General features: G+C 54.2%; 24 protein-coding genes. 8 read left to right on the top strand and 16 right to left on the bottom strand.

Annotated features, from left to right (window positions below; genetic code table 11):
• Nucleotides 1-109: 109 nt before the first annotated feature.
• Together VH187_RS02575 and VH187_RS02570 are read right to left on the bottom strand one after the other, a co-directional pair.
• The gene (locus tag VH187_RS02575; RefSeq protein ID WP_329699916.1) at nucleotides 110-904 is read right to left on the bottom strand and encodes a DUF2950 family protein; all 795 of its coding nucleotides are present in this window, start codon (nucleotides 902-904) and stop codon (nucleotides 110-112) included.
• A gap of 9 nt (nucleotides 905-913) precedes the next feature.
• Nucleotides 914-2593: a DUF3300 domain-containing protein gene (locus tag VH187_RS02570; RefSeq protein ID WP_329699915.1), complete on the bottom strand. Its 1680-nt coding sequence runs from the start codon at nucleotides 2591-2593 to the stop codon at nucleotides 914-916.
• Between the two features lie 357 nt (nucleotides 2594-2950).
• On the opposite strand from VH187_RS02570, the gene acnB reads away from it, so the two are divergent.
• Nucleotides 2951-5548: a bifunctional aconitate hydratase 2/2-methylisocitrate dehydratase gene (gene acnB / locus VH187_RS02565; protein ID WP_329699914.1), complete on the top strand. Its 2598-nt coding sequence runs from the start codon at nucleotides 2951-2953 to the stop codon at nucleotides 5546-5548.
• Between the two features lie 171 nt (nucleotides 5549-5719).
• On the top strand, nucleotides 5720-6082 hold the full coding sequence (gene yacL / locus VH187_RS02560) for a protein YacL (RefSeq protein WP_329699913.1): 363 nt from the start codon (nucleotides 5720-5722) through the stop codon (nucleotides 6080-6082).
• Between the two features lie 39 nt (nucleotides 6083-6121).
• Here the strand turns inward: yacL and speD are convergent, their stop codons facing one another.
• The 3 genes from speD to VH187_RS02545 all read right to left on the bottom strand — a co-directional run bounded on the left by speD (nucleotide 6122) and on the right by VH187_RS02545 (nucleotide 8235).
• On the bottom strand, nucleotides 6122-6916 hold the full coding sequence (gene speD / locus VH187_RS02555; RefSeq protein ID WP_329699912.1) for an adenosylmethionine decarboxylase: 795 nt from the start codon (nucleotides 6914-6916) through the stop codon (nucleotides 6122-6124).
• Entirely contained in the window at nucleotides 6903-7790 is an 888-nt protein-coding gene (speE, locus tag VH187_RS02550; protein WP_329699911.1) for a polyamine aminopropyltransferase, read from the bottom strand. The genes speD and speE overlap by 14 nt, the downstream gene beginning before the upstream one ends.
• Before the next feature lie 97 nt (nucleotides 7791-7887).
• The gene (locus VH187_RS02545) at nucleotides 7888-8235 is read right to left on the bottom strand and encodes a YacC family pilotin-like protein (protein ID WP_329699910.1); all 348 of its coding nucleotides are present in this window, start codon (nucleotides 8233-8235) and stop codon (nucleotides 7888-7890) included.
• Nucleotides 8236-8380: 145 nt separating this feature from the next.
• Between VH187_RS02545 and cueO the strand changes: the two genes are divergently transcribed.
• Complete coding sequence (gene cueO, locus VH187_RS02540; protein WP_329699909.1) at nucleotides 8381-9955, top strand: multicopper oxidase CueO; 1575 nt, start codon at nucleotides 8381-8383, stop codon at nucleotides 9953-9955.
• An 80-nt stretch (nucleotides 9956-10035) separates the two neighbouring features.
• Here the strand turns inward: cueO and VH187_RS02535 are convergent, their stop codons facing one another.
• Complete coding sequence (locus VH187_RS02535; RefSeq protein WP_329699908.1) at nucleotides 10036-12426, bottom strand: glucose/quinate/shikimate family membrane-bound PQQ-dependent dehydrogenase; 2391 nt, start codon at nucleotides 12424-12426, stop codon at nucleotides 10036-10038.
• Nucleotides 12427-12632: 206 nt separating this feature from the next.
• Here VH187_RS02535 and hpt point away from each other — a divergent pair, with 206 nt between their 5' ends.
• On the top strand, nucleotides 12633-13169 hold the full coding sequence (hpt, locus tag VH187_RS02530; protein WP_329699907.1) for a hypoxanthine phosphoribosyltransferase: 537 nt from the start codon (nucleotides 12633-12635) through the stop codon (nucleotides 13167-13169).
• A gap of 85 nt (nucleotides 13170-13254) precedes the next feature.
• Here hpt and can read toward each other — a convergent pair whose 3' ends face one another.
• Nucleotides 13255-13917, bottom strand: a complete 663-nt coding sequence (gene can, locus VH187_RS02525; protein WP_329699906.1) for a carbonate dehydratase — start codon at nucleotides 13915-13917, stop codon at nucleotides 13255-13257.
• A gap of 106 nt (nucleotides 13918-14023) precedes the next feature.
• On the opposite strand from can, the gene VH187_RS02520 reads away from it, so the two are divergent.
• The 4 genes from VH187_RS02520 (at nucleotide 14024) to VH187_RS02505 (ending at nucleotide 17629) form a co-directional block, all read left to right on the top strand.
• Nucleotides 14024-14950 carry an ABC transporter ATP-binding protein gene (locus VH187_RS02520; protein WP_329699905.1) on the top strand — a complete coding sequence of 309 codons (927 nt, stop codon included), beginning with the start codon at nucleotides 14024-14026 and terminating at the stop codon, nucleotides 14948-14950.
• Nucleotides 14947-15717 (top strand): ABC transporter permease, encoded by a 771-nt coding sequence (locus VH187_RS02515; protein ID WP_329699904.1) that lies wholly within the window; start codon nucleotides 14947-14949, stop codon nucleotides 15715-15717. Before VH187_RS02520 ends, VH187_RS02515 begins: the two co-directional genes overlap by 4 nt.
• Before the next feature lie 161 nt (nucleotides 15718-15878).
• Nucleotides 15879-16319, top strand: coding sequence for a PTS sugar transporter subunit IIA (locus VH187_RS02510; RefSeq protein WP_329699903.1), 441 nt, complete (start codon nucleotides 15879-15881; stop codon nucleotides 16317-16319).
• Between the two features lie 62 nt (nucleotides 16320-16381).
• Complete coding sequence (locus VH187_RS02505) at nucleotides 16382-17629, top strand: polysaccharide deacetylase family protein (RefSeq protein WP_329699902.1); 1248 nt, start codon at nucleotides 16382-16384, stop codon at nucleotides 17627-17629.
• A gap of 2 nt (nucleotides 17630-17631) precedes the next feature.
• On the opposite strand, the gene panD is transcribed toward VH187_RS02505, so the two are convergent.
• The 9 genes from panD to thpR all read right to left on the bottom strand — a co-directional run bounded on the left by panD (nucleotide 17632) and on the right by thpR (nucleotide 24635).
• The gene (gene panD, locus VH187_RS02500; protein ID WP_329699901.1) at nucleotides 17632-18012 is read right to left on the bottom strand and encodes an aspartate 1-decarboxylase; all 381 of its coding nucleotides are present in this window, start codon (nucleotides 18010-18012) and stop codon (nucleotides 17632-17634) included.
• Between the two features lie 126 nt (nucleotides 18013-18138).
• Nucleotides 18139-18993 (bottom strand): pantoate--beta-alanine ligase, encoded by an 855-nt coding sequence (gene panC, locus VH187_RS02495; RefSeq protein ID WP_329699900.1) that lies wholly within the window; start codon nucleotides 18991-18993, stop codon nucleotides 18139-18141.
• 10 nt (nucleotides 18994-19003) lie between these two features.
• On the bottom strand, nucleotides 19004-19795 hold the full coding sequence (gene panB / locus VH187_RS02490) for a 3-methyl-2-oxobutanoate hydroxymethyltransferase (protein ID WP_329699899.1): 792 nt from the start codon (nucleotides 19793-19795) through the stop codon (nucleotides 19004-19006).
• A 75-nt stretch (nucleotides 19796-19870) separates the two neighbouring features.
• Nucleotides 19871-20350, bottom strand: coding sequence for a 2-amino-4-hydroxy-6-hydroxymethyldihydropteridine diphosphokinase (folK, locus tag VH187_RS02485; RefSeq protein ID WP_329699898.1), 480 nt, complete (start codon nucleotides 20348-20350; stop codon nucleotides 19871-19873).
• On the bottom strand, nucleotides 20347-21744 hold the full coding sequence (gene pcnB / locus VH187_RS02480) for a polynucleotide adenylyltransferase PcnB (protein ID WP_329699989.1): 1398 nt from the start codon (nucleotides 21742-21744) through the stop codon (nucleotides 20347-20349). Before pcnB ends, folK begins: the two co-directional genes overlap by 4 nt.
• Nucleotides 21745-21801: 57 nt before the next feature.
• The gene (gene gluQRS, locus VH187_RS02475) at nucleotides 21802-22692 is read right to left on the bottom strand and encodes a tRNA glutamyl-Q(34) synthetase GluQRS (RefSeq protein WP_329699897.1); all 891 of its coding nucleotides are present in this window, start codon (nucleotides 22690-22692) and stop codon (nucleotides 21802-21804) included.
• 63 nt (nucleotides 22693-22755) lie between these two features.
• Complete coding sequence (gene dksA / locus VH187_RS02470; protein WP_097162920.1) at nucleotides 22756-23211, bottom strand: RNA polymerase-binding protein DksA; 456 nt, start codon at nucleotides 23209-23211, stop codon at nucleotides 22756-22758.
• Between the two features lie 155 nt (nucleotides 23212-23366).
• Nucleotides 23367-24092, bottom strand: a complete 726-nt coding sequence (gene sfsA / locus VH187_RS02465) for a DNA/RNA nuclease SfsA (protein WP_329699896.1) — start codon at nucleotides 24090-24092, stop codon at nucleotides 23367-23369.
• A 12-nt stretch (nucleotides 24093-24104) separates the two neighbouring features.
• Nucleotides 24105-24635 carry an RNA 2',3'-cyclic phosphodiesterase gene (gene thpR / locus VH187_RS02460; protein WP_329699895.1) on the bottom strand — a complete coding sequence of 177 codons (531 nt, stop codon included), beginning with the start codon at nucleotides 24633-24635 and terminating at the stop codon, nucleotides 24105-24107.
• Nucleotides 24636-24678: the final 43 nt, after the last annotated feature.

Below are 24678 nucleotides of genomic sequence, written 5' to 3'. Positions count from 1 at the left end.
TTATTTTTCTTTGCGCTGACCTGGTGATAAAGAGGAGTGATAAAACCACACTGGCGTCAGGCAGGGCTATAAAATAAGAAGGGTTCACAATGCGTGAACCCTTTTGTCTTTACTGTTCTATTTCCTGCCAGGGTTTTTCCGGGGCAAAAGCTTTAATGGCTTTTGCTTTCTGCGCCGAAAGTGGACCGCCGTCCATCTGCCAGACCTTATCGTTCTCATCAATCATGAAACTCATGATCCCGGTTTCACCGTATGTTACCGGCCAGGCAATTAGCGCGAAGCCCTGCTTGTCGGTATCAGGAATAATGCGGAAACGATAGCCGTGGTAGCCCGCATCGGGTTCTACTGGACTATAGGCCGGGCCTAATGGACTTGGGTCATCGCCCGGCTGAGTCGGCCAGTAAAGCCCGTCTTTTTCGCCTTCAGTGCTTAACAGCTTCTGCGCATAGACCTGGAAGCGTTGGTGATAATCATTTTGCGCATCCACGTAGGCGTGCATGGCCTGAATCGCCGACAGTTCATTGCGGCCGATTTCGCGCGTCTGGATCTCATCTTCCGCCTGCGCCATATCGAAATGCCAACCCTCAGCCGTTTTCAGCATCGGGATGGGCAACTGCCACTCTTCACGGCCTACGTTCAGATGGGCGGTGTCGCCCTGTTCAATAATCTTGTGACCGACTTTCCAGTCACGCAAAAAACGGGCGACTGCTTCCGGGTCTGCTTCTTGCTGCGGCAAATACTGCCGCCAGTTTTCGCCGAGTAAATCATTCAATGCTGTATCGTTCTGAGTAGATACAGCATCCGCGAGCGCGGTAGCCGCTTTTTCCGGCGTAGTAAAATTCTGCTGGGCGAAGGCGGGCAGGGCAAACAGCGCCAACCAGCCAGAAATCATTAATTTTTTCATGGCTTTTCCTTAGCGATGACGCAGTTCGCGATGTTGACCGGCGTGCTGCTGAACCGCTGCGCGCTGATTATTATTCAGGTGTGCCGTGTTACGGCTTTGCGTTCCACGTTGTTGTTGAGCGGACCAGGACGGCGACCGACTGTCATTGCCGCTGAACGCATTAGAACGCGCGTTTTGCACTTTTTGCTGGCGTTGCTGATGTTGCTCAGGCGTGACAGTTGAACGGTGCTGCTGGACCTGTGATTTCGCCGCTTCACGGTGCTGCTTCTGCTGCGCGGTAGGGTTCTGCACGTGCGACTTCGCATTATCCCGGCGCTGTTGCTGTTGCGCTGATGGGTTTTGCAACTTGTCTTTCGCTGCGGCCCGATTCTGCGGTGTGTCGTAACCACGATAGTTGCTGCGCTGAGTGATATTATTCAGTTGCTTCGAGGCCGCCTGACGCTGGGCATCACGGTTTCCCGCAACAGCTGTGGCTGCACCCCCCGCCGTCAGACCTGCTGCCGCACCGTTATGGGTACGCTGCTGGAACTGATTCAATGCTGCCTGACGCTGATCCGTAGTGTGTTGCGTCGCACTCAGGCCACCCGGCACGTTAGTCTGATGGAAGCGCTGCGACACGTTGTTATTCGGATACGGCACGTTATTGCGATAGGCCGGATTGTGTTGCCAGTTGGAATTATTGCCATTCAGACGCTGGTTGCCGAAATGGTTATAACGGTTCACATCGATGTTGATGTTGTTGTTTCCACCGCCGTGATAGCCGCCATCGTGGTGATCATAGTCATCATGATGGTGGTAATCATCATCCCAATCGATGCTGCTGAACAGGGCATAGGTGGTTGCTACGCCGAGGCTGTAACCAAAGCCATTCACAAAGCTGTTGGTGAACTGCTGGCCCGGCGTGGGCGGCAGATACACAGGCGGATACGACGTGCTTGGCCAGGTGCCGTACACCGTATTCGGGTTGTACGTTGGCACATACACCACGTTCGGATCGGCAGATTCAATCTTGATAACCTGGGTTGCCGGTGCTGACTCGACAACGGTCGTGTTGGTTTGTGTTGGCGTGGCAGAGGACGTCACCGGAGGCGGGGTGACTTTGGTGGTCGTCACTTTTTGCTGTGGCGACGATTTTAACGTTCCGGTTTGCTGAGCAACGGCACGCAGTTTCTGCACGGAATCCATCACGTCCTGTGGCTGCGCCAGAAACGCATTGCCCAAATCTTGTACCCACTGCGGATTTTCACCCATCAATGACAGCAGCGCAGGGAAAGCAACCAGCGATTTTACGCTTGGGTCCCACGGCTGATTGCCGACGGCCTGCACAGCAGCATCGCCCTGCATGGTTGGGTTATCCTGCGACCACTGCACGGCCTGTAACACGTTGGTTGGGTAGGTTGACGCCATCAGCACCTGCGACAGCAGGTTATCAGGGTAGAGTGCAACCGGGGCCGTTAGCTGATCGATCTGCGCCGGGGTAAAAGTGGCAGCAACGGGCTGCGCGCCAGCAGGCGTGGGTGCTGCAACCGGTGGCGTTGCAACGACAGCAGGCGCGGCGGGTTGTGCGACAGGAGCGGGAGCTGGAGGTGTTTCCGCAGCCCGGCTTTTGACATACAGCGTTCCTGCAGCGGCTAATAGCCCGGCGCTACAAATCAGCGCAAGGATGTGGGGCTTAAAAGGCAACGTCATGTGGTTCTCCTGGCACAAAAATTTGGCCTGTTACAGAGAGTATTGCCGAAAATGGCAGCGTTGCCGGGAGTATAGGGAGACTTATTTTTTGTTTTTGACTTTTGTGGGGATTTTGCTCAGTTCTTACATTTCCATAAGAATTATTCTGTCCAAAATAAATCTTTCAGCCCGCAGTTATGAGCTTTCACGATTCAGCTTATTTTTTAATGTTGCTTTTTTGTAAACGGATTAACACCCCTACTAAATCCTGCTATGCTGCCCGACGCGGTATCGGGCATGTACCCTACTAACTGCTGTCTCACAGGAGCGTGAAGAGAACGCCGGCCGCATATGACAATGAGAGCGAGGAGAACCGTCGTGCTAGAAGAATACCGTAAGCACGTAGCTGAACGTGCCGCCGAGGGGATTGTTGCAAAACCTTTAGATGCAACCCAAATGGCCGCACTCGTCGAGCTGCTGAAAGCGCCGCCTAAGGGCGAAGAAGAATTCCTGTTAGATTTGCTGATCAACCGAGTCCCACCAGGCGTAGACGAAGCTGCCTACGTGAAAGCCGGATTCCTTGCCGCCGTCGCCAAAGGCGAGACCACTTCCCCACTGGTAACCCCTGAGAAAGCTATCGAACTGCTGGGTACTATGCAGGGCGGTTACAACATTCATCCGCTGATTGACGCGCTGGACAGCGCCACGCTGGCACCGATTGCCGCGAAAGCTTTGTCTCAAACCCTGCTGATGTTCGATAACTTTTACGATGTAGAAGAAAAAGCGAAAGCAGGCAACGGCTATGCGAAGCAGGTGATGCAATCCTGGGCTGATGCCGAATGGTTCCTAAACCGTCCGCAATTGGCTGAAAAAATCACCGTTACCGTATTCAAAGTGACCGGTGAAACCAATACCGATGACCTGTCTCCGGCACCGGATGCCTGGTCTCGTCCGGATATCCCGCTGCACGCCCTGGCAATGCTGAAAAATGCCCGCGAAGGCATTGTGCCTGATCAGCCAGGTGCCGTTGGTCCGATTAAACAAATCGAAGAACTGAACAAAAAAGGTTTCCCGCTGGCCTACGTCGGTGACGTGGTCGGGACCGGCTCTTCCCGTAAATCTGCCACCAACTCGGTGCTGTGGTTTATGGGCGATGACATTCCTAACGTGCCGAATAAGCGCGGTGGCGGTCTGGTGCTGGGCGGCAAAATTGCGCCAATCTTCTTTAACACCATGGAAGATGCAGGCGCGCTGCCAATTGAAGTGGACGTGAACAACCTGAACATGGGCGACGTGATTGACGTTTACCCGTTCAAAGGTGAAGTGCGTAACCACGAAACCAACGAACTGCTGGCAAGCTTTGAGCTGAAAACCGACGTACTGATCGACGAAGTCCGTGCCGGTGGCCGTATTCCGCTGATCATCGGTCGCGGCCTGACGACTAAAGCGCGTGAAGCGATGGGCTTGCCGCACAGCGACGTGTTCCGTCACGCGAAAGATGTCGCCGAAAGCACTCGCGGTTATTCGCTGGCGCAGAAAATGGTCGGTCGCGCATGCGGCACTGCCGGTGTGCGTCCTGGCGCATATTGCGAACCGAAGATGACGTCTGTCGGTTCACAGGACACCACCGGTCCAATGACCCGTGATGAATTGAAAGATCTGGCGTGTCTGGGCTTCTCTGCGGATCTGGTGATGCAGTCCTTCTGCCACACTGCCGCGTATCCGAAGCCGGTTGACGTGACCACGCACCATACGCTGCCTGACTTCATCATGAACCGTGGCGGCGTCTCTCTGCGTCCGGGCGATGGTGTTATCCACTCGTGGCTGAACCGTATGCTGCTGCCGGATACCGTGGGCACTGGCGGTGATTCCCATACCCGTTTCCCAATCGGTATTTCCTTCCCGGCGGGATCTGGCCTGGTGGCGTTTGCTGCTGCGACAGGCGTGATGCCGCTCGATATGCCGGAATCTGTACTGGTGCGCTTCAAAGGCAAAATGCAGCCGGGCATCACTCTGCGTGACCTCGTACATGCGATCCCGCTGTATGCGATCAAACAGGGTCTGCTGACCGTTGAGAAGAAGGGTAAGAAAAACATCTTCTCTGGCCGCATTCTGGAAATTGAAGGTCTGCCGGATCTGAAAGTCGAGCAGGCATTCGAACTGACCGATGCGTCCGCCGAACGTTCTGCTGCAGGCTGTACCATCAAACTGAACCAGGCACCGATCGAAGAGTATCTGAACTCCAACATCGTGCTGTTGAAGTGGATGATTGCCGAAGGTTACGGCGACCGCCGTACGCTGGAACGTCGTATCCAGGGCATGGAAAAATGGCTGGCGGATCCGCAACTGATGGAAGCCGATGCTGATGCGGAATACGCAGCGGTGATCGACATCGATCTGGCGGATATTAAAGAGCCAATTCTGTGTGCGCCGAACGATCCGGACGATGCGCGTCTGCTGTCTGACGTGCAGGGCGAGAAAATCGACGAAGTGTTTATCGGTTCTTGCATGACCAACATCGGTCACTTCCGCGCGGCGGGTAAACTGCTCGACAACCACAAAGGCCAGTTGCCCACTCGCCTGTGGGTCGCACCGCCAACTCGTATGGACGCTGCACAGCTCACCGAAGAAGGCTACTACAGCATCTTTGGTAAGAGCGGTGCGCGTATCGAGATCCCGGGCTGTTCACTGTGTATGGGTAACCAGGCGCGTGTGGCAGATAACTCGACGGTGGTTTCCACCTCAACGCGTAACTTCCCGAACCGCTTAGGTACAGGTGCCAACGTGTTCCTGGCTTCTGCTGAACTGGCAGCTATTGCGGCGCTGATTGGTAAACTGCCAACGCCGGATGAGTATCAGACGTTCGTGGCGCAGGTCGATAAGACCGCCGTCGACACCTATCGTTATCTGAACTTCGATAAGCTTTCCCAGTACACCGAGAAAGCGGACGGCGTGATTTTCCAGACCGCGGTCTAATGTAGGCCGGGCATATCCGGCTTATAAAAGACAAAACCCCGTTTCTTATGAGGCGGGGTTTTTTATTTTCTCTTCCGACACCCGCCACGCTTTTTTTCTTTCTCTCAACTGCGATAATTACAGCATGGGTACAATGCAGCGGTGACGCGTTGCCCTTGAGAGGAAAAGACAATGGAATACGAATTTCTGCGCGACATTACCGGAGGCGTAAAAGTGCGGATGTCGATGGGCCACGAGGCCGTCGGGCACTGGTTCAACGAAGAGGTGAACGATAATTTAGCGCTACTGGACGAAGTCGAACAGGCGGCTCAGACGGTAAAAGGTACGGAGAACTCCTGGCAGCAGACGGGCCATGAATACACTGTCTGGCTGGACGGCGAAGAAGTGATGGTGCGCGCTAATCTGATGGAAATATCCGGCGATGAGATGGAAGAGGGGATGAGCTACTACGACGAGGAAAGCTTGTCGATGTGTGGTGTCGAAGACTTTCTTTTGGTCATTGCGGCGTACCGCAAATTCATCAACCAGAAATAATGGTTTAACGGTGCGGAGCATCCTTGCTCCGCCTGCGGATCACACGGCGGGCATATTCCGACCGGAGTAGATTTCGCGCATCTCTTTCCAGAGCAGGTCAGTAATGGCCTTGCGCTCTTCTTCGCTCAAATCTTCCGGTTTGGTGTGGAACATGTAATGTTTCAGGTCGAACTCTTTCAGCAGCATCTTGGTGTGAAAAATGTTTTCCTGATACACGTTCACATCCAGCATGTCATACAGCGCCTTCATGTCGTCGGACATAAAGTTCTGAATGGAGTTAATTTCGTGATCGATAAAATGCTTCATGCCGTTCACGTCACGGGTAAAGCCGCGGACGCGATAATCGATGGTCACGATATCCGACTCCAACTGGTGGATCAGATAATTTAACGCATTCAGCGGTGAAATCACCCCACAGGTGGACACTTCAATATCGGCGCGGAAGGTACACAGACCGCCTTCTGGATGGCTTTCCGGATAGGTATGCACGCAGATATGGCTTTTATCGAGATGGGCAACCACGGCTTCCGGCAGCGGGCCGGGGTGTTCAGTGGTGTCGATCAGATGCGGATCAACCGGCTCTTCGCTCACCAGAATGGTGACGCTGGCACCCTGCGGTTCGTAATCCTGACGCGCGATGTTCAGGATATTGGCGCCGATAATTGAGCAGGTTTCTGACAGAATTTCGGTCAGACGGTTGGCGTTATAGAGTTCATCGATATAGGCGATATAACCATCGCGCTCTTCTGCTGTTTTCACGCAGCAGATATCGTAAATACAAAAACTCAGGCTTTTGGTCAGGTTGTTAAAGCCATGCAGTTTAAGCTTTTTCAATTGGGTTCACCTCCTCAGATGCAGACAGTGCGTTCTGCAAGTATTGCGGTAGGGCAAAGGCCGCGGTGTGGATCGCCGGATTGTAATAACGGCAGGTCAAGCCAGCTTGATGGAACCGGGCCTGGATTATCTCGGTGGAGAGATGGCGCAGCGCCTCGTTGTCCGTCGCCCAGGCAAAGGTCATGATGCCGCCGTAATAGGTCGGGATCGCCGCCTGATAGAAACTCACATCCTTAAAGTAGTGGCTGAGTTTGCGGTGACTGTCGAGCGCTTCATCTTGTTGCAGAAAGCATACACCGTTCTGCGCAACGAAAATCCCGCCCGGGTTCAGGCAGCGTTTGCAGCCTTCATAGAACGCCGAGGTAAACAGGCTTTCGCCCGGCCCGATGGGGTCGGTGCAGTCGGAGATGATCACATCAAACGTTTGCGTCGTCTGGTTAACAAAATTGACGCCATCGTCAATGACCAGGCTGAAACGCGGATCGTCATAGCTTCCGGCATTGTGGTTGGGCAAATACTGGCGGCAGAAGGAGACCACGCCTGCATCGATTTCCACCATGGTGATGGTCTCGATATGTTTGTGACGGCTCACTTCGCGCAGCATCGCGCCATCGCCGCCGCCGATAATCAGCACGTGTTTTGCGTGACCGTGGGCCAGCAGGGGAACGTGAGTCATCATTTCGTGATAGATAAACTCATCGCGCTCGGTGGTTTGCACTACGCCGTCCAGCGCCATTACGCGCCCAAATGCGGCGTTCTCGAAGATAATCAGATCCTGATGATCGGTTTTCTCGTGATACAGCACTTTATCAACGGCAAAGTACTGACCAAACTGATCGTGCAGCGTTTCATGCCACAGTGTGGTGTCGGTCATGGCGGGATTTCTCCTTCGTTAACGCCCTTTTAAAACGGGCGCAACATAGTAGCCAACAATGACCGGTGATGCACGGTCATTATTTCAGCAGAAAGGATTACTTAACGTAGGCGAGCAGGCTCAGGGAATCACGAGCCAGTGCTTTGCACTTTTTGGAAGTCGGTATGCGAATGCCGCTGAGATCGCGGTAACTGTCTTCGCCGAGTGCCTTCATGTTAAAGGTGTCGTAGTTGCTCAGATCCCACTGATTTTGCTGGGCAAAAAAGACCAAAGCACGACGAATTTGCTGGTTCGGCAGATTTTGATAGCCACAGTCGTTTTTCAGGAACACAAATACCGCCGTCAGATCGGCCATATCTTCGGCCTCGGATTCGCTCAGTGCATAGCTGTTAGCGGAGATAGCGAGCAGCGTTCCGAGTACCACAGTTCTAAAAAACGTCTTCATTTTAGTTACCAATGCATCCACGAAATTCAACGTTAGCATACTTCTAAATGCCGCGCAGGGCTTTATTGAAGGGATTATGCTTGACCTTCCGGTAAGGGAAAGGTTTAAGCTCAAGAATTCGCCAGCATACGTAAAGGGAGTGAAGATGCAACGTCGTGAATTTATCAAATTGGCCACCGCCGTGGGTGTCGCCAGCGCATTACCGATATGGAGTCGAAGTGTACTGGCTGCCGATCGCCCCGCGTTACCGATTCCCAATTTACTCACCGCCGATTCCCGCAGCCGCATCTCACTGACGGTGCAAAGTGGCAAAACACAGTTTGGCCCGCATAACGCCACGACATGGGGCTATAACGGCAATCTGTTAGGTCCCGCGCTGCAATTGCAGCAGGGTAAAGCGGTCACTGTCGATATCCACAATCAACTGGCAGAAGAGACCACCCTTCACTGGCACGGACTGGAAATTCCCGGAGAAGTGGACGGCGGCCCGCAGGGGGTCATCAAACCCGGCGCAACACGTACCGTGACGTTTACCCCAACGCAACAGGCCGCGACTTGTTGGTTCCATCCGCATCAGCACGGCAAAACCGGGCATCAGGTGGCGATGGGGCTGGCGGGGCTGGTCCTGATTGAAGATCCCTTCCTTCATTCGCTGTTGCTGCCGAAACAGTGGGGCATCGACGATGTGCCGGTGATCATCCAGGACAAGCGTTTCAGCGTGAACGGAGAGATTGATTATCAGCTCGATATCATGACCGCTGCCGTCGGCTGGTTTGGCGATACGCTGCTCACCAACGGCGCGATTTATCCGCAGCATGCCGCGCCAAAAGGCTGGCTGCGTCTGCGTTTGCTGAACGGCTGTAATGCCCGTTCGATGACGCTGGCGACCAGCGATAACCGTCCACTGTATGTGATTGCCAGCGACGGCGGTTTGCTGTCTGAACCGGTCAAAGTCTCTGAACTGCCGATGCTGATGGGCGAACGCTTTGAGGTGCTGGTGGACACCAGCGACGGCAAACCTTTTGACCTCGTGATGCTGCCAGTGAATCAGATGGGCATGGCGATCGCGCCGTTCGATAAAGCGCATCCGGTGATGCGCATTCAGCCGCTGCCGATCCCGGCCTCTGCCAAACTGCCTGATGTGCTGGCGTCGATCCCTGCCTTGCCATCGCTCGATGGGCTGACTCAGCGCAAATTCCAGCTGTCGATGGACCCAATGCTCGACATGATGGGCATGCAGGCGTTGATGAAAAAATACGGCAAGCAGGCGATGGGCGGTATGGACCACGGACAGATGATGGGCCATGGCGACATGAAAATGGACGGCATGGATCATGGCAACATGGGCCAGATGAATCACGGTAGTAAAGGCTTTGATTTCCACAACGCCAACCGCATCAACGGCCAGGCTTTCGACATGAACAAGCCAATGTTTGCCGCCAGCCGAGGGCAGTTCGAGCGCTGGACGATTTCAGGTGAGGGCGACATGATGCTGCATCCGTTCCACATCCACGGCACGCAATTCCGCATTCTGTCGGAAAACGGTAAGCCGCCAGCGGCCCATCGTGCAGGCTGGAAAGATACGGTGAGAGTGGAAGGTGCGGTGAGCGAAGTGTTGGTGAAATTCGACCATGAAGCATCGAAAGAACATGCCTATATGGCGCATTGCCATCTGTTAGAGCATGAAGACACCGGCATGATGCTCGGATTTACGGTGTAAAAAAGCCGGGTGGCGGCTAACGCCTGACCCGGCTTACGTTTTTTGGCCCGGCAAGCATCGCGCCGCCGGGCAATTTCATCTTACTTCGCGTCGTCCGGCAAAGCGTAGGCCACAATGTAGTCGCCCATCTTCGTACCAAACGAACCGTGACCGCCTGCTGAAATGACAACGTACTGCTTGCCATTCGCTTCATAGGTCATCGGCGTTGCCTGTCCACCCGCTGGCAGACGGCCTTCCCACAGCTTGTCACCGTTGGTCATGTTGTACGCGCGCAGATAGTTATCTGCGGTTGCTGCAACAAACAGGACGTTACCGGCGGTGGAAATTGGGCCACCCAGCATCGGCATACCCAGATTGAATGGCAGTTTAAACGGCAGCGGGAACGGCAGGCTGTCCTGCGGTGTACCGATACGTTTTTTCCATGCGATCTGGTTGGTTTTCAGATCCAGAGCAGAGATATAACCCCAGCCCGGTTGTTTACACGGCAGGCCAAATGGCGACAGGAACGGATTCAGCGTCACGCCATACGGCACGCCGTACTGCGGTTGAATACCGGTTTCGGTGCCAGAACCTTTCGCATCTGTTGGTGGCTCAATCGGGTTACCCGGACCGCGTGGCATCAGACGTGACACAAACGGCAGGGCAATCGGGTTAGCAATCGCAACCTGACGATTCGGGTCAACGGAAATACCACCCCATTCGAACATCCCCAGGTTACCCGGGAACACCAGCGTGCCTTGCTCAGACGGCGGCGTGAAGATGCCCTCGTAGCGCAGTTTGTGGAACATCACGCGGCACACCAGTTGGTCAAACATGGTCGCGCCCCACATATCCGCGCCGCTCATATCTTTCTTCGGACGGAAAGTGAGGTCGGAGAACGGCTGAGTCGGGCTCAGACGATCGCCTTTTGCAGGACCTTGTGGAACCGGTTTTTCCGGTGCAGGCACGACGAGTTGACCATTACGACGGTCGAGTACGAAGATGTTGCCGGTTTTCGCAGGCGCATAAACCACTGGAACGGTTTTACCGCCGACGTTGATATCAGCAAGCGTTGGCTGTGACGGCTGGTCCATATCCCACAGATCGTGGTGAACGGTCTGGTAACTCCACGCCAGTTTACCGGTGGTGGCATTCAGCGCCACAATCGCGCTTGCGTAGCGTTCCTGCTCAGGTGTGCGGTTCCCGCCCCAGATATCCGGCGTCGTTACGCCCATCGGCAGGTAAACTATGTCCAGTTTCGCGTCATAGGCGGCAGGCGCCCAGGAGTTCGGCGAATTCAGGCTGAACTTGTGTTCATCGTTCGGGATAGCGTTCGGATCTTTCGCGCCCGGATCGAAGGCCCACAGCAGTTTGCCGGTGTTCACGTCGAAACCACGAATCACACCAGACGCTTCACGCGTGGAGAAGTTATCGGTGACGGAACCAGCAATGACGATGACTTTATCGGTCACAATCGGCGGCGACGTTGGCTCGTACATGCCTGGCGTCGTCACTGGCTGGTTGGTTTGCAGGTTCAGCACACCTTTGTTGCCAAAGCTTTCGCACAGCTTACCAGTATCGGCATTCAGCGCGAACAGACGACCGTCGTTCACTGGCAGCAAGATACGGCGCGGGCAGTCCGCAACCACATCCGCAGGCGCGCTATCGGCTTTCGCTTCGTGATAAGAGACGCCACGACAGGTCACGTGCTGGAAGAAGGTATTGGTATTGAGCTGCGGATCGAAGTGCCATTTCTCTTTACCCGTTGCCGCATCCAGAGCGAACACGCGCTGGTGTGCAGAGCAAAGATAAAGCATGTTGCCCACTTTAATTGGCGTCACTTCGTTGGTGATTTCACCTGGATCGTTCGGCTGTTTCAGGTCGCCGGTCCGGAAGACCCACGCTTCTTTTAACTGGTGAACGTTATCGGCGTTGATCTGCTTGAGTGGCGACCAGCGTTGACCTTCCTGGTTACGCCCATACGCAGGCCAGTCCTGATCGGCGACCTGAGAAATCGGTGCCGCTGGTGTCACTTCTGTGCTCAGCGTGCCATTGATTTCCTGCGGATCGTGGAAGCCCGCCCAGGTCAGAATGCCTGCGGTAATCAGCAGAACCACCACCAGTGCGGCAACTGCACCCGCCGAAGGTACGATCAGACGACGCCAGACAAATGGCAAAATCAGCCATATGCCGAAGAACACCAGAATATCGCTGCGCGGCGTCAGCGCCCAGAAGTCGAAGCCGACTTCCCAGACACCCCAAATCATGGTCGCCAGCAGCACCAGCGCATACAACCATAATGCTGAACGTTGGCCCCGCCACAGCATCACGGTGACAGCCAGCATCACCAGACCTGCGATTGGGTAATACCAGGAGCCGCCCAGTGATACGAGCCAGACTCCGCCGATTAAAAGATACAGCCCGCAAAAGGCTGCAAACAGCGCCGTCAACTTCACAAGAAGTCCGCGCTGTTGTGTTTTTGTTTCCGCCATAGAAAGCACACCTATAATTCGTTAATTTTTTAGTAGCAATTAAGTATAGGATTTAACAAGTGTGATCGGAATCACAAATTGAGCTTTCTTATCACATCCACCCGATAAAGGGTTTTACTGGTATACTGCATGGCTTGCCGATCAAGGGCGTGTACATGAGTGCATGCGGTTGATAGATTTATCTCTGAAATCAGATGGTTAGTTATATGAAACACACTGTTGAAGTGATGATCCCGGAAGCGGAGATCAAAGCACGTATCGCCGAATTAGGCCGTCAAATTACCGAACATTATCAGGACAGCGGCAGCGAAATGGTGCTGGTTGGCCTGTTGCGTGGCTCATTTATGTTCATGGCGGACCTGTGCCGTGAAGTGCACGTCTCTCACGAAGTCGATTTTATGACGGCTTCCAGCTACGGCAGCGGGATGTCGACCACCCGTGATGTGAAAATCCTCAAAGACCTGGACGAAGATATTCGCGGCAAAGACGTGCTGATCGTCGAAGACATTATCGATTCTGGTAATACGCTGTCGAAAGTACGCGAAATCCTCAGCCTGCGTGGACCGAAATCGTTGGCGATTTGTACTCTGCTCGATAAACCGACCCGTCGCGAAGTCGACGTCCCGGTTGAGTTCGTTGGCTTCTCGATCCCTGACGAATTTGTTGTCGGCTATGGCATTGATTACGCGCAGCGTTATCGCCATCTGCCGTACGTCGGGAAAGTGGTGTTGCTGGACGAGTAAAAAATAAATCGCCCGGTGGTGCTAACGCAAACCGGGTAGAAGTAGGCCGGGCAAGGCGAAACCGCCACCCGGCTTTTTTGCAGATTTATTTGTGGTTAATGTGGCGAGTATGCAGATTGGACAGCGCTTTACGGTAGCCCTGTTCCAGGCTTTCGCGGTTGGTCGAGTTGACGTCGAGATCGCGCAGCAAACCGTCGTGAATACCGTAAGCCCAGCCGTGGATGGTCACTTTCTGCCCACGTTGCCAGGCTGAACGCATAATCGTTGAGTGACCAAGGTTATACACCTGCTCCATCACGTTCAGTTCGCACAGAGTATCCATGCGACGCTCTTGCGGCATTTCGCCGAGCAATGAACTGTGCTTGTACCAGATGTCACGAATGTGCAGTAACCAGTTGTCGATCAGACCCAATTCAGGGTTCTCAACCGCCGCCTGCACGCCACCACAACCATAGTGACCACAAATGATGATGTGTTCGACTTCCAGCACATCTACCGCATACTGAACGACAGACAGGCAGTTTAAATCGGTGTGAATCACCAGGTTGGCTACGTTACGGTGAACAAAGAGTTCGCCCGGCTCCAGACCTGTCAGACGTTCAGCGGGAACGCGACTGTCGGAGCATCCAATCCATAGAAAGCGCGGTTTTTGCGCCTGTGCCAGTTTCTCAAAAAAACCGGGATCCTCTTCCACCAGCATTTTTGACCATAGTGCATTGTTGCTGATGAGTGTATCTATGTCGTTCATGGAAGTTAATGACCTGTAACCAAGTAAGTGCGTTGCGCTAATATAGGTCAACTCGGCTTTATTTAAAACCACACATCGATTGCAAGCTTTTAAAAAGAGAAAATGAATGACCATTGCACTTGAATTGAAACAGCTTAAAAAAACCTATCCAGGCGGCGTTCAGGCGCTGCGGGGAATCGACCTGACGGTCGAAGCAGGGGACTTTTATGCGCTGCTCGGGCCCAACGGTGCGGGGAAATCCACGACTATCGGGATTATCAGCTCGCTGGTGAACAAAACCTCCGGCCAGGTCAACGTCTTCGGCTACGATCTGGCGAAAGACGTGGTCAACGCTAAACGCCAGCTCGGGCTGGTGCCGCAGGAATTCAACTTCAACCCGTTTGAGACTGTACAACAAATAGTCGTCAACCAGGCCGGTTACTACGGCGTAGAACGCAAAGACGCGATTGAACGTAGCGAAAAGTACCTGAAACAGCTCGATCTGTGGGAAAAACGCAACGAACGTGCACGGATGCTGTCCGGTGGGATGAAGCGCCGTCTGATGATCGCCCGTGCGCTGATGCATGAGCCGAAACTGCTGATTCTGGATGAACCGACGGCGGGCGTGGATATCGAACTGCGCCGTTCTATGTGGGGCTTCCTGAAAGATCTTAACGATAAAGGCACCACCATCATCCTGACCACCCACTATCTCGAAGAAGCCGAAATGCTGTGCCGTAACATCGGCATCATTCAACACGGTGAGCTGGTGGAAAACACGTCGATGAAAAACCTGCTGTCGAAGCTAAAATCGGAAACCTTCATTCTCGATCTGGCGGCTAAAAGCCCGCTGCCGAAGCTGGAGGGCTATCAGTACCGTCTGGTCGACACGTCAACGCTTGAAGTGGAAGTGCTGCGTGAGCAGGGCATTAACAGCGTATTTTCTCAGCTAAGCGCGCAGGGCGTGCAAGTTTTAAGTATGCGTAACAAGGCTAACCGTCTGGAAGAGCTGTTCGTCACGCTGGTTCATAGTAAGTCAGGAGAACAGGCATGATGCAGCTGTATTGGGTAGCGCTCAAAAGTATCTGGGCCAAAGAAATTAACCGCTTTATGCGGATCTGGATCCAGACTCTGGTTCCACCGGTCATCACCATGACCCTCTATTTCATCATCTTCGGTAATCTGATCGGTTCACGGATTGGCGACATGCATGGCTTCACCTACATGCAGTTCATCGTGCCGGGTCTGATCATGATGGCGGTGATCACCAACGCCTATGCCAACGTAGCGTCGTCGTTCTTTAGCGCCAAATTCCAGCGCAATATCGAAGAACTGCTGGTGGCTCCGGTGCCGACGCACGTGGTGATCGCCGGTTATGTCGGCGGTGGCGTGGCGCGTGGGTTGTGTGTGGGCGTGCTGGTCACGGCGATTTCGCTGTTCTTCGTTCCGTTCCAGGTTCACTCGTGGTTGTTTGTCGGCCTGACGCTGCTGCTGACGGCGATTCTGTTCTCGCTGGCGGGTCTGTTGAACGCGGTGTTCGCCAAAACGTTTGACGATATCAGCCTGATCCCAACCTTCGTGCTGACACCGCTGACCTATCTCGGTGGCGTGTTCTATTCACTGACGCTGCTACCGCCATTCTGGCAGGCGCTGTCGCACCTGAACCCGATTGTGTACATGATAAGCGGCTTCCGCTTTGGCTTCCTCGGTATTAGCGACGTTCCGCTGTTCACGACCGTGGGCGTTTTAGTGGTGTTTATCATCGCGTTTTACGCGCTGTGCTGGTATCTCATCCAGCGCGGTCGTGGGCTGCGTAGCTAAGTTGGTTTTCGTGTGCCGGGCGGCACTTTGTTTGCCCGGCCTACGGAGAAAGTCTCAGTTCGGCTCTCTGAACCTTCGCTTTCGGCAAACCAAACCTTGATCGAAAGCACCCCTCCTCAACCTTCACTCCGCTAAACTACTTGCCTGCTAAGGAGTGGGCTATGTTAGGTTGGGTGATTACCTGTCATGACGATCGCGCGCAGGCGCTACTTGATCGACTGGAAAAGAAATTTGGGCCGCCGCCACAATGCCAGGCGGTGAGTTTCTGGCGTGGGCTCAGCAGCAATATGCTTAGCCGCATGATGTGCGATGCGCTGCATCAAACCGACTCCGGCGAAGGCGTTATTTTTCTGACCGACAGCGCAGGCGATGCACCGTATCGTGTCGCTGCATTAATGAGCCATAAACATTCCCATTGCGAAGTGATCTCCGGCATTAACTATCCGCTTATCGAAATGATGCTGCCAATGCGTGAAACCCTCAGCAGTGCGGCGTTTCGCGATACTATCGTTGAGCACGGTTTTCCCGATGTCAGCAGCCTGTGGCATCAGCAGCAAAAAAATCCGCCTTTCGTTCTCCTGCATGACCTGTATGCGAATTAGCCGTTGGTATTAACGCGGCTTTTGTTACACTAATGACTGACTTATCGCACCGGTTAGAGCGCATGCTGATTCGCGTTATATTTTCCTTTCTGATCTTTATCTGTGGCACGGCGTCGGCCAGTTTGCTGAGCCAGCACGGACAGCCCGCCCGCTATATGCAAACCACCGAAGATGCCATTATTTGGGCGCAGGTTGGCAACGATGTTGTTACCGTCGGGAATATCAGCGCAGGGCAAATCCTCGCGGTGGTGCTGACTGCTGCTGATTACTACGAATTCAGTTTTGGCTTTGGTACGGGCTTCATCGATAAAGGACACCTTGAGCCGGTACAAGGCAAACAACGCGTAGAAGACAGCCTCGGCGACCTGAATAAGCCCCTCAGCAATCAGAATCTCATCACCTGGCGTGATACCCCGGTTTATAACGCGCCGAATGTGGGCAGTGCGCCGTTTGGCGTGCTGGCGGAAAACCTGCGCTATCCGATCATCGCCAAACTTAAAGATCGGCTGAACCAGACCTGGTATCAGATCCGCATCGGTAACCGGCTGGCGTGGATAAGCAGCCTCGATGCGCAACAGGACAGCGGTATTCCGCTGCTGACTTACCATCATATTTTGCGCGATGAAGAAAATACCCGTTTCCGCCATACATCGACCACGACCTCGGTGCGTGCATTCAGCAACCAAATGACATGGCTGCGCGATCAGGGCTATACCACGCTGACGATGTACCAACTCGAAGGGTACATCCGCAATAAAATGAATTTGCCAGCGCGTTCGGTGGTGATTACTTTCGATGACGGACTGAAATCGGTAAACCGCTACGCGTATCCGGTATTGAAAGAGTACGGCTTCAAAGCGACGGCGTTTATCATTTCATCCCGTATTAAAGGGCATCCGCAGAAGTGGGACCCGAAATCGCTCCAGTTTATGAGCGTTTCCGAATTGAAACAGATTCAGGATGTATTCGATATCCAGTCGCATACGCATTTCCTGCATCGCGTAGACGCCGGGCGTCGGCCGATTTTATTGAGCCGCAGCTATCATAATATTCTGTTCGATTTTGAGCGTTCACGCCGCGCCCTGAGCCAGTTCAACCCGCATGTGCTGTATCTTTCGTACCCGTTTGGCGGTTACAACACCACGGCGGTGCAGGCGGCAAATGACGCCGGTTTTCATATGGCGGTGACGACGGTGAAGGGGAAGGTAAAACCGGGCGATAATCCGTTCTTACTGAAACGCTTGTACATCTTAAGAACGGATTCGTTAGAGACGATGTCGCGGCTGATCAGCAATCAGCCGCAAGGGTAGGATTACGCTACCTGCACCGGAATGGCTTTCGCAGTGCGTTTCATTTCGTTGTCACCTTCGAAGTAAGCGACATTTGGACGCCAGCTGCGAGCTTCTGCGTCAGACATGGTGACAAAGCTTGCGATAATCACGATGTCGCCGACGCTGGCGCAATGCGCTGCCGCACCGTTCACAGAAATGATTCTGGAGCCACGTTCGGCGGCAATCGCATAGGTCGAGAAGCGTTTACCGTTGGTCACATTCCAGATATCAATGGCTTCGTTTTCCAGGATACCGGCGGCGTCGAGGAAATCCTGGTCGATGGCGCAAGAGCCTTCATAATGCAGGTCCGCCTGAGTGACTTTTACGCGGTGGAGCTTGCCCTGCAGCATAGTGCGAATCATAACTTTACCTTTACCTTCACGGAGCTGTGTCGGGTGACGCTTCGCTTACCCGACCTACGTAGGCCCGGCGAGTTTTGCGCCGCCGGGCGTATTTCAAGGCAGTATTGCCCGTTTTTTAACCCCTGTCTACTGGGTTAATTCAACCGTTTTATTGTCGATAAGACGCGCCTGACCGAGCCATGCCGCCATCAGGATCACCGCGCGTGGGCTGGTTTCAGACAGCGGTAGCAGAGTGTCGGCATCGCGAATCTGAATGTCGTCGGCGCGGAAGCCTTTTTCAGTCAGTGCCTGTTCAGCCAGGGCGATCATCTCTTCCAAATCGCGTTCACCCGCCAGCAGTTTTTCGGCGATACCGTTCATCACTTTACTCAGGCCCGGCGCGATTTTACGCTGGTCGTTAGTGAGATAACCGTTGCGCGAGCTTAACGCCAGACCATCTTTGGCGCGCACCGTCGGTACGCCGACGATGTCGATGTCGTAGCCCATATCGGTCACCATTTTGCGGATCAGCGCCAACTGTTGGAAATCTTTCTCGCCAAAGCAGGCTACGTCCGGCTGTACGAGATTAAACAGCTTGCTGACAATGGTGGACACGCCACGGAAATGGCCCGGACGGCTCGCACCTTCCAGCATGGTAGAAATGCCCGGCACATCGACAAACGTTTGGGTATCCGTGCCCTGCGGATAAATATCGGACGGGGCAGGGGCGAACACAAAATCGACTTTGCGTTTGTTCAGCTTCTCGCTGTCTTCCTGCAAGGTGCGCGGATAGCGGGCCAGGTCGTCGGCGCGATCGAACTGCATCGGGTTAACGAAGATACTGACCACCACCACATCGGCGCGATCTTTGGCTTCATCAACCAGTTTCATATGCCCATCGTGCAGGTTGCCCATGGTCGGCACCAGCGCGATGCGCTTGCCTTCCTGACGCAGACGACGGATATGCTGGCGCAGCAGCGGCAGGGTTTCGATAATCAGCACAACAAACTCCTTAATGGAAACTGTGTTCTTCGCCCGGATACACCCCGGACTCGACCTCGGCAATATACTGCCGCACGGCGGCACGCATGTCGCCTGCATCGGTCAGGAAATTTTTGGCAAATTTAGGAATATGGCCGCCAGTAATGCCGAATGCGTCATGCATCACCAGAATCTGACCGTCAGTCACGTTGCCTGCACCAATGCCGATAACCGGAATGGTCAGCGCTTCGGTGATGCGTTTCGCCAATGCGACGGGCACACATTCCAGCACCAATAACTGAATACCTGCGGCTTCCAGCGCCAGCGCATCGTCAAACAACGTTTGTGCCGCATCGCCACGGCCCTGAACTTTATAGCCGCCGAAGACGTTGACTGACTGCGGCGTGAGGCCGAGATGACCACATACTGGCACGGCGCGCTCGGCGAGCATTTTCACCGTTGGCGCAAGCCAGGCACCGCCTTCCAGTTTCACCATGTTTGCGCCCGCGCGCATCACCACGGCTGAATTCTCAAATGCCTGTTCCGGCGTGGCATAAGCCATAAAGGGCAGGTCAGCGAGCAACAGACAATTGGGCGCGCCGCGACGAACGGCGCGGGTGTGGTAAGCGATATCTTCTACGGTGACAGGCAACGTGGAGTCGTGGCCCTGAACCGTCATACCCAATGAATCACCAACCAGCATGACGTCGATCCCGGCATCGGCGAACAGTTTCGCGAAGCTGAAATCATAAGCGGTGATGGTGGCGAAGCGTTTCTTTTCCTGTTTGCATTTCTGCAGCAGGGAGATGGTGGTGGGTTTCATAGCGTTTCCTGATAACGAAAGCCGAATCTAGCGGCATTGTATCAGTCAGATGGATGTCGGCAATGGTTTTGCCGTTTACCAATGGTGCGGTTTTGAGCAGTCGAGGTTTTGCAGCAGGGTCGTCAGCGAAGTACCGTTGGGGAAGATGAGATCGGGGGCTATTTCTGCCAGCGGCCACAGCATAAAGCCGCGATTATGCATGTCGTAATGCGGCACGGTCAGACGCTCGGTGTTCAGCGTCAGATCGCCAAACAGCATGATATCGAGATCTAATGTGCGTGGACCCCAACGCTCGTCTTTGCGTACGCGACCTTGCTGGAGTTCAATGCGTTGGGTGCTATTGAGCAGTGCTTCTGGCTCAAGATCTGTATCAAGTGCCACGGCGGCATTCAGATAATCAGGTTGATCCTGCGGGCCGAGTGGGGGCGTGCGGTAAAACGACGACACGGCGGCAATCGCCGTGTGCGGGATTTCGCCGAGGGCGGCAATCGCTGCATTCACCTGATCGAGTGGTGACGCCAGATTGCTGCCAACGGCGATATAAACGCGTGTCACGCGCTGCCGCCTGAACGTGGGGCGCGTTTGCGTGGACGACGATGGCGACGACGTGCGGCTGGCTCTTCATCCAGGCCGTTGAGCATGTCTTTTTGTGCCGGTGGTGCAGCCACCTGGAATTCGCCCCACCACTGCGTCAGACGTTGCAGTTCGTGGTTGCCTTCGGCTTCCGCACGCAGTGCCAGCAAATCGTAGGCCGCACGGAATTTCGGGTGCTCCATCAGCTTCCACGCACGTTTACCCTGACGACGGGACATCCGTAACTGGAGCTGCCAAATATCGCGCACCAGTGTGGTAATACGTTTCGGGATCGCCAGAGAACGGCAGCCTTCATCCAGCACATCGTTCATTGCCAGCGCGAAGGCGTCGAAATAGGCCAGACCGCTTTCCTGGGCGATGCGCTGCGCGGTTTCCAGCAACGGATACCAGAACATCGCGGCAAACAGGAACGCCGGGTTAACGCGCATGTCGTTGTGAATGCGGTTATCGGTGTTTTTCAGCACCTGGCTGATGATGCGTTCCATCGGGCTATCACCGTTTTCGGTGAAGTAGCGGGTGATGGTCGGGAACAGCGGCTGGAACAGGCTGTATTCACGCAGCAGTTTATAGGTTTCGAAACCATAACCCGCTTGCAACAGCTTGAGGGATTCTTCAAACAAGCGCGCCGGAGGCACGTCATTGATCAGCGTCGCCAGACGCGGGATTGGCTCGGCGGTGTCCGGGCTGATACGCATATCCAGTTTGGCGGCAAAACGTACCGCGCGGAGCATACGCACCGGATCTTCACGATAGCGGGTTTCCGGATTGCCAATCAGGCGAATCACGCCATCCTGCAAATCACGCATCCCGCCAACGTAATCGCGGACGCTAAAGTCGGCCACGCTGTAATAAAGGCTGTTGATGGTGAAGTCGCGGCGCTGAGCATCTTCTTCAATTGAACCGAAGATGTTATCGCGCAGCAGCATGCCATTTTGGCCGCGCTGCGAGGTGGCGCGATCATCCGGGGAACCGTCGTGGTGACCACGGAAGGTAGCGACTTCAATGATTTCCGGGCCAAACATCACGTGAGCCAGACGGAAACGGCGACCGACCAGACGGCAGTTGCGGAACAGTTTACGCACTTGTTCCGGCGTGGCGCTGGTGGTCACGTCAAAATCTTTGGGTTTTTTGTCCAGCAGCAAATCACGCACGCCGCCGCCGACGAGATACGCTTCGTAGCCCGCCTTGTTCAGACGGTAGAGCACCTTGAGGGCATTTTCACTGATATCTTTGCGGGAAATGGCGTGCTGATCGCGTGGAACCACCGCCATTTCAGGTCTTACGTCGACGGTTTCAGTCCCGGTTTCTTCACGGGTAAGCACTTTGCGGCAAAAATTAGCGACTCGGGTAAAAATGGTGCACCTCGGTTTTCGTGTCAGTCGTCGGAGTGAGGACAAAAAAATAGCGGCTAATCATAGCTCAGCACGACGCGTTTGAGAATGCTCGATTTCGGCGACAGCCGAAAGCTTCCAGTTATCCACTGCATTTTTCAGTAGATCCTCGTGCGTCATGTCCTGCCACTCATTAACAATAGTCTGATTCAGAAACTGTAAAGCCCTGATTAATTCCGGGCGCGGGTCGCCTGTAGAGAGCGCAGGCGCATGGTTTTGCTTTGACAGTTTATTGCCATCGCGATTCAGCGCCAGCGGCAGATGAATATAGTCAGGCACTGTCCAGCCGAAATGACGGTATAACGAGATTTGTCTCACCGTTGGTTCAATTAAATCCGCGCCGCGCACAATTTCCGTGACGCCCTGAAAATGGTCATCAACCACTACAGCAAGATTGTAGGCAAATAATCCGTCGCGGCGATGAATAATAAAATCTTCCCGCGCGAGTGATTCGTTAGTCACGATTGTGCCGCTTAAACGATCGTGAAATTGCAGAACCGGTTGAGTTTGATGCAGGCGCAGCGCCGCATTTTGCGGGCCGAGAGAAAGCGTGCGGCAATGACCGTCATAAATGCCGCCGACGCTCTGAATACGCGCACGCGTGCAGGTGCAGTAATAACTTAGACCGTGTTCGCGCAGCCACGCGAGCCGTTCACGGTAGGCATCATGGCGCTGAGACTGCCACAGAACGTCGCCATCCCAATGCAGGCCATAATGTTCCAGCTGACGCAGAATGGTGTGTGCGGCACCGGGAACTTCACGGGGAGGATCGATATCTTCGATACGAACGAGCCATTTACCCTGACGGGCACGCGCCTGGAGATAACTGCCGAGTGCGGCAATCAGTGAACCAAAATGGAGTTCGCCAGAAGGGGAAGGAGCAAAGCGCCCAATATAATCAGAATTTTCCATAGACCAGAAAGAACAAGGCGGGAGAGGACTCCCGCCAGAATTGTATTATACGAAGCGTATGACTTAGCCAGCCATCTGCTTTTCGCGGATTTCCGCCAGCGTTTTGCAGTCGATGCACAGATCGGCTGTCGGACGCGCTTCCAGACGACGGATACCAATTTCGACGCCGCAGGATTCGCAGTAGCCAAAATCTTCGTCTTCGACCTTTTTCAGCGTCTTCTCGATCTTTTTGATCAGCTTACGCTCACGGTCACGGTTACGCAGTTCGAGGCTGAACTCTTCTTCCTGGGCGGCACGGTCTACCGGATCCGGGAAGTTCGCTGCTTCGTCCTGCATATGAGTCACTGTACGATCCACTTCATCCCTGAGTTGGTTACGCCACGCTTCAAGAATACGCTTGAAGTGAGACAGCTGGGCTTCGTTCATATACTCTTCACCCGGCTTCTCTTGGTATGGCTCCACCCCAGCGATGGCGAGAATACTCAGGGACGATGTTTTACGGATTTGCCCTTCTTGCATGTTGCTTCTCCTTAACACGCACTATCGATCCCCATGTGGGGGAAAAATCAGGCCGCTATAAATAGCAGAAGCTTTTCAGGATAGCAATTGTCTAAACGTTACACTTGACAACCCTGTGAGGAAAAGCGTATTTGCGCACGCGACCAGCACATTTATTATTCAGTCGTTATCTCGGGTGTTAACACCACGGGCAACGGCTCTATCAGAGTCATATTATCGGCAGAAAGTTCCGCTTTGTAAGCCAGAATTTCAACCCCCTTTTTTTGTGCCTCATTCAACAATTGCGCGTACTTCGGATCGATATGGCGCGCGGGTGAAAAACGGGTAATGGCAGAGTGAAGTACCGCAAATAGCACTACGGCACGGTCGCCTGAGGCCGCCACGCCCATCAACTCTCGCAAATGCTTCTGACCACGTTCAGTCACCGCATCGGGGAAATAACCGTATTCAAGTTCAGCTAACGTTACCGATTTCACTTCAATATAGCAGTTTCGGCGATCTTCCGCCTGTAACATGAAATCGATCCGGCTGCGTTCTGCGCCGTATTTCACTTCACTTTTCAACACGCTATAGCCGTTTAATTCAGGAATGGCTTTTGACTCGATCGCTTCTTTTACCAGCTGATTGGCTCGTAACGTGTTGACACAAATAAATGCGCCGGTTTGCGTCTGCGTGATTTCCCAGGAGTGCGGATATTTGCGCGTTGCGCTGTCCGAGGTGGAAAACCAGACGGTATCACCCGGCGTCGCACAGCCGGTCATCGCACCGGTATTGGCGCAATGCAGCGTGAATTCTTCGCCCTCAGGCGTAACGACATCGGCAAGAAAACGTTTATAGCGTTTGAGCAAACGAGCCGGTTTGAGTGGGGGCAAAAACTGCATAGGAATTCCTTGTTATTCGGTAAGCGTCCAGCGTTCAAGCGGGGTGTAACGCGTGCGTCCGCGGGAATATTCAGAACTGTATAAAGCGAATCCATCGACGGGGACTTGCCAGGAAAAGCCCGGCGCGGGGATCGGGACGGCGTGAGCGGTATTGCGCAACAGCGTAATGTGCGGATGAAAGGGCTGCGGGCTCTGGTAGCAACCGCTGCGGGCCGCCTGGGCACGAAGCAGATTCGCTAGTTGCAACAAACCGCGTGGCGGCTGGCGTGTGCCGAGCCACACCACCTGTGAACGTAGCCATTGTCCCGCGTCGTTAAGATCTAACGTAAACCCTGGCTGGCGGATTCGCCCGGCCAGTGCGGCTAACGCCCGCTGTTTTTCTGCGCTCACTTCCCCGAGAAACGCCAGCGTCAGATGCAGGTTCGCTGCCGCAATGGGACGTCCGCTGTCGGCTGGGAAATTCGCCGCCCGCCAGTGGATAATCTGCTGCTGAATAGCGTCGGGAAGCTCAAGGGCAAAAAACAGTCTTTTGGGTTCGGGCATGCCTGGTACTCGGTAATGATTTGGCGCAATGCTACAATGCCCG

Source organism: Scandinavium sp. (genome assembly GCF_036271055.1).
Lineage (GTDB): Bacteria > Pseudomonadota > Gammaproteobacteria > Enterobacterales > Enterobacteriaceae > Scandinavium.
This window is presented reverse-complemented; position numbering and strand designations above follow the sequence as displayed.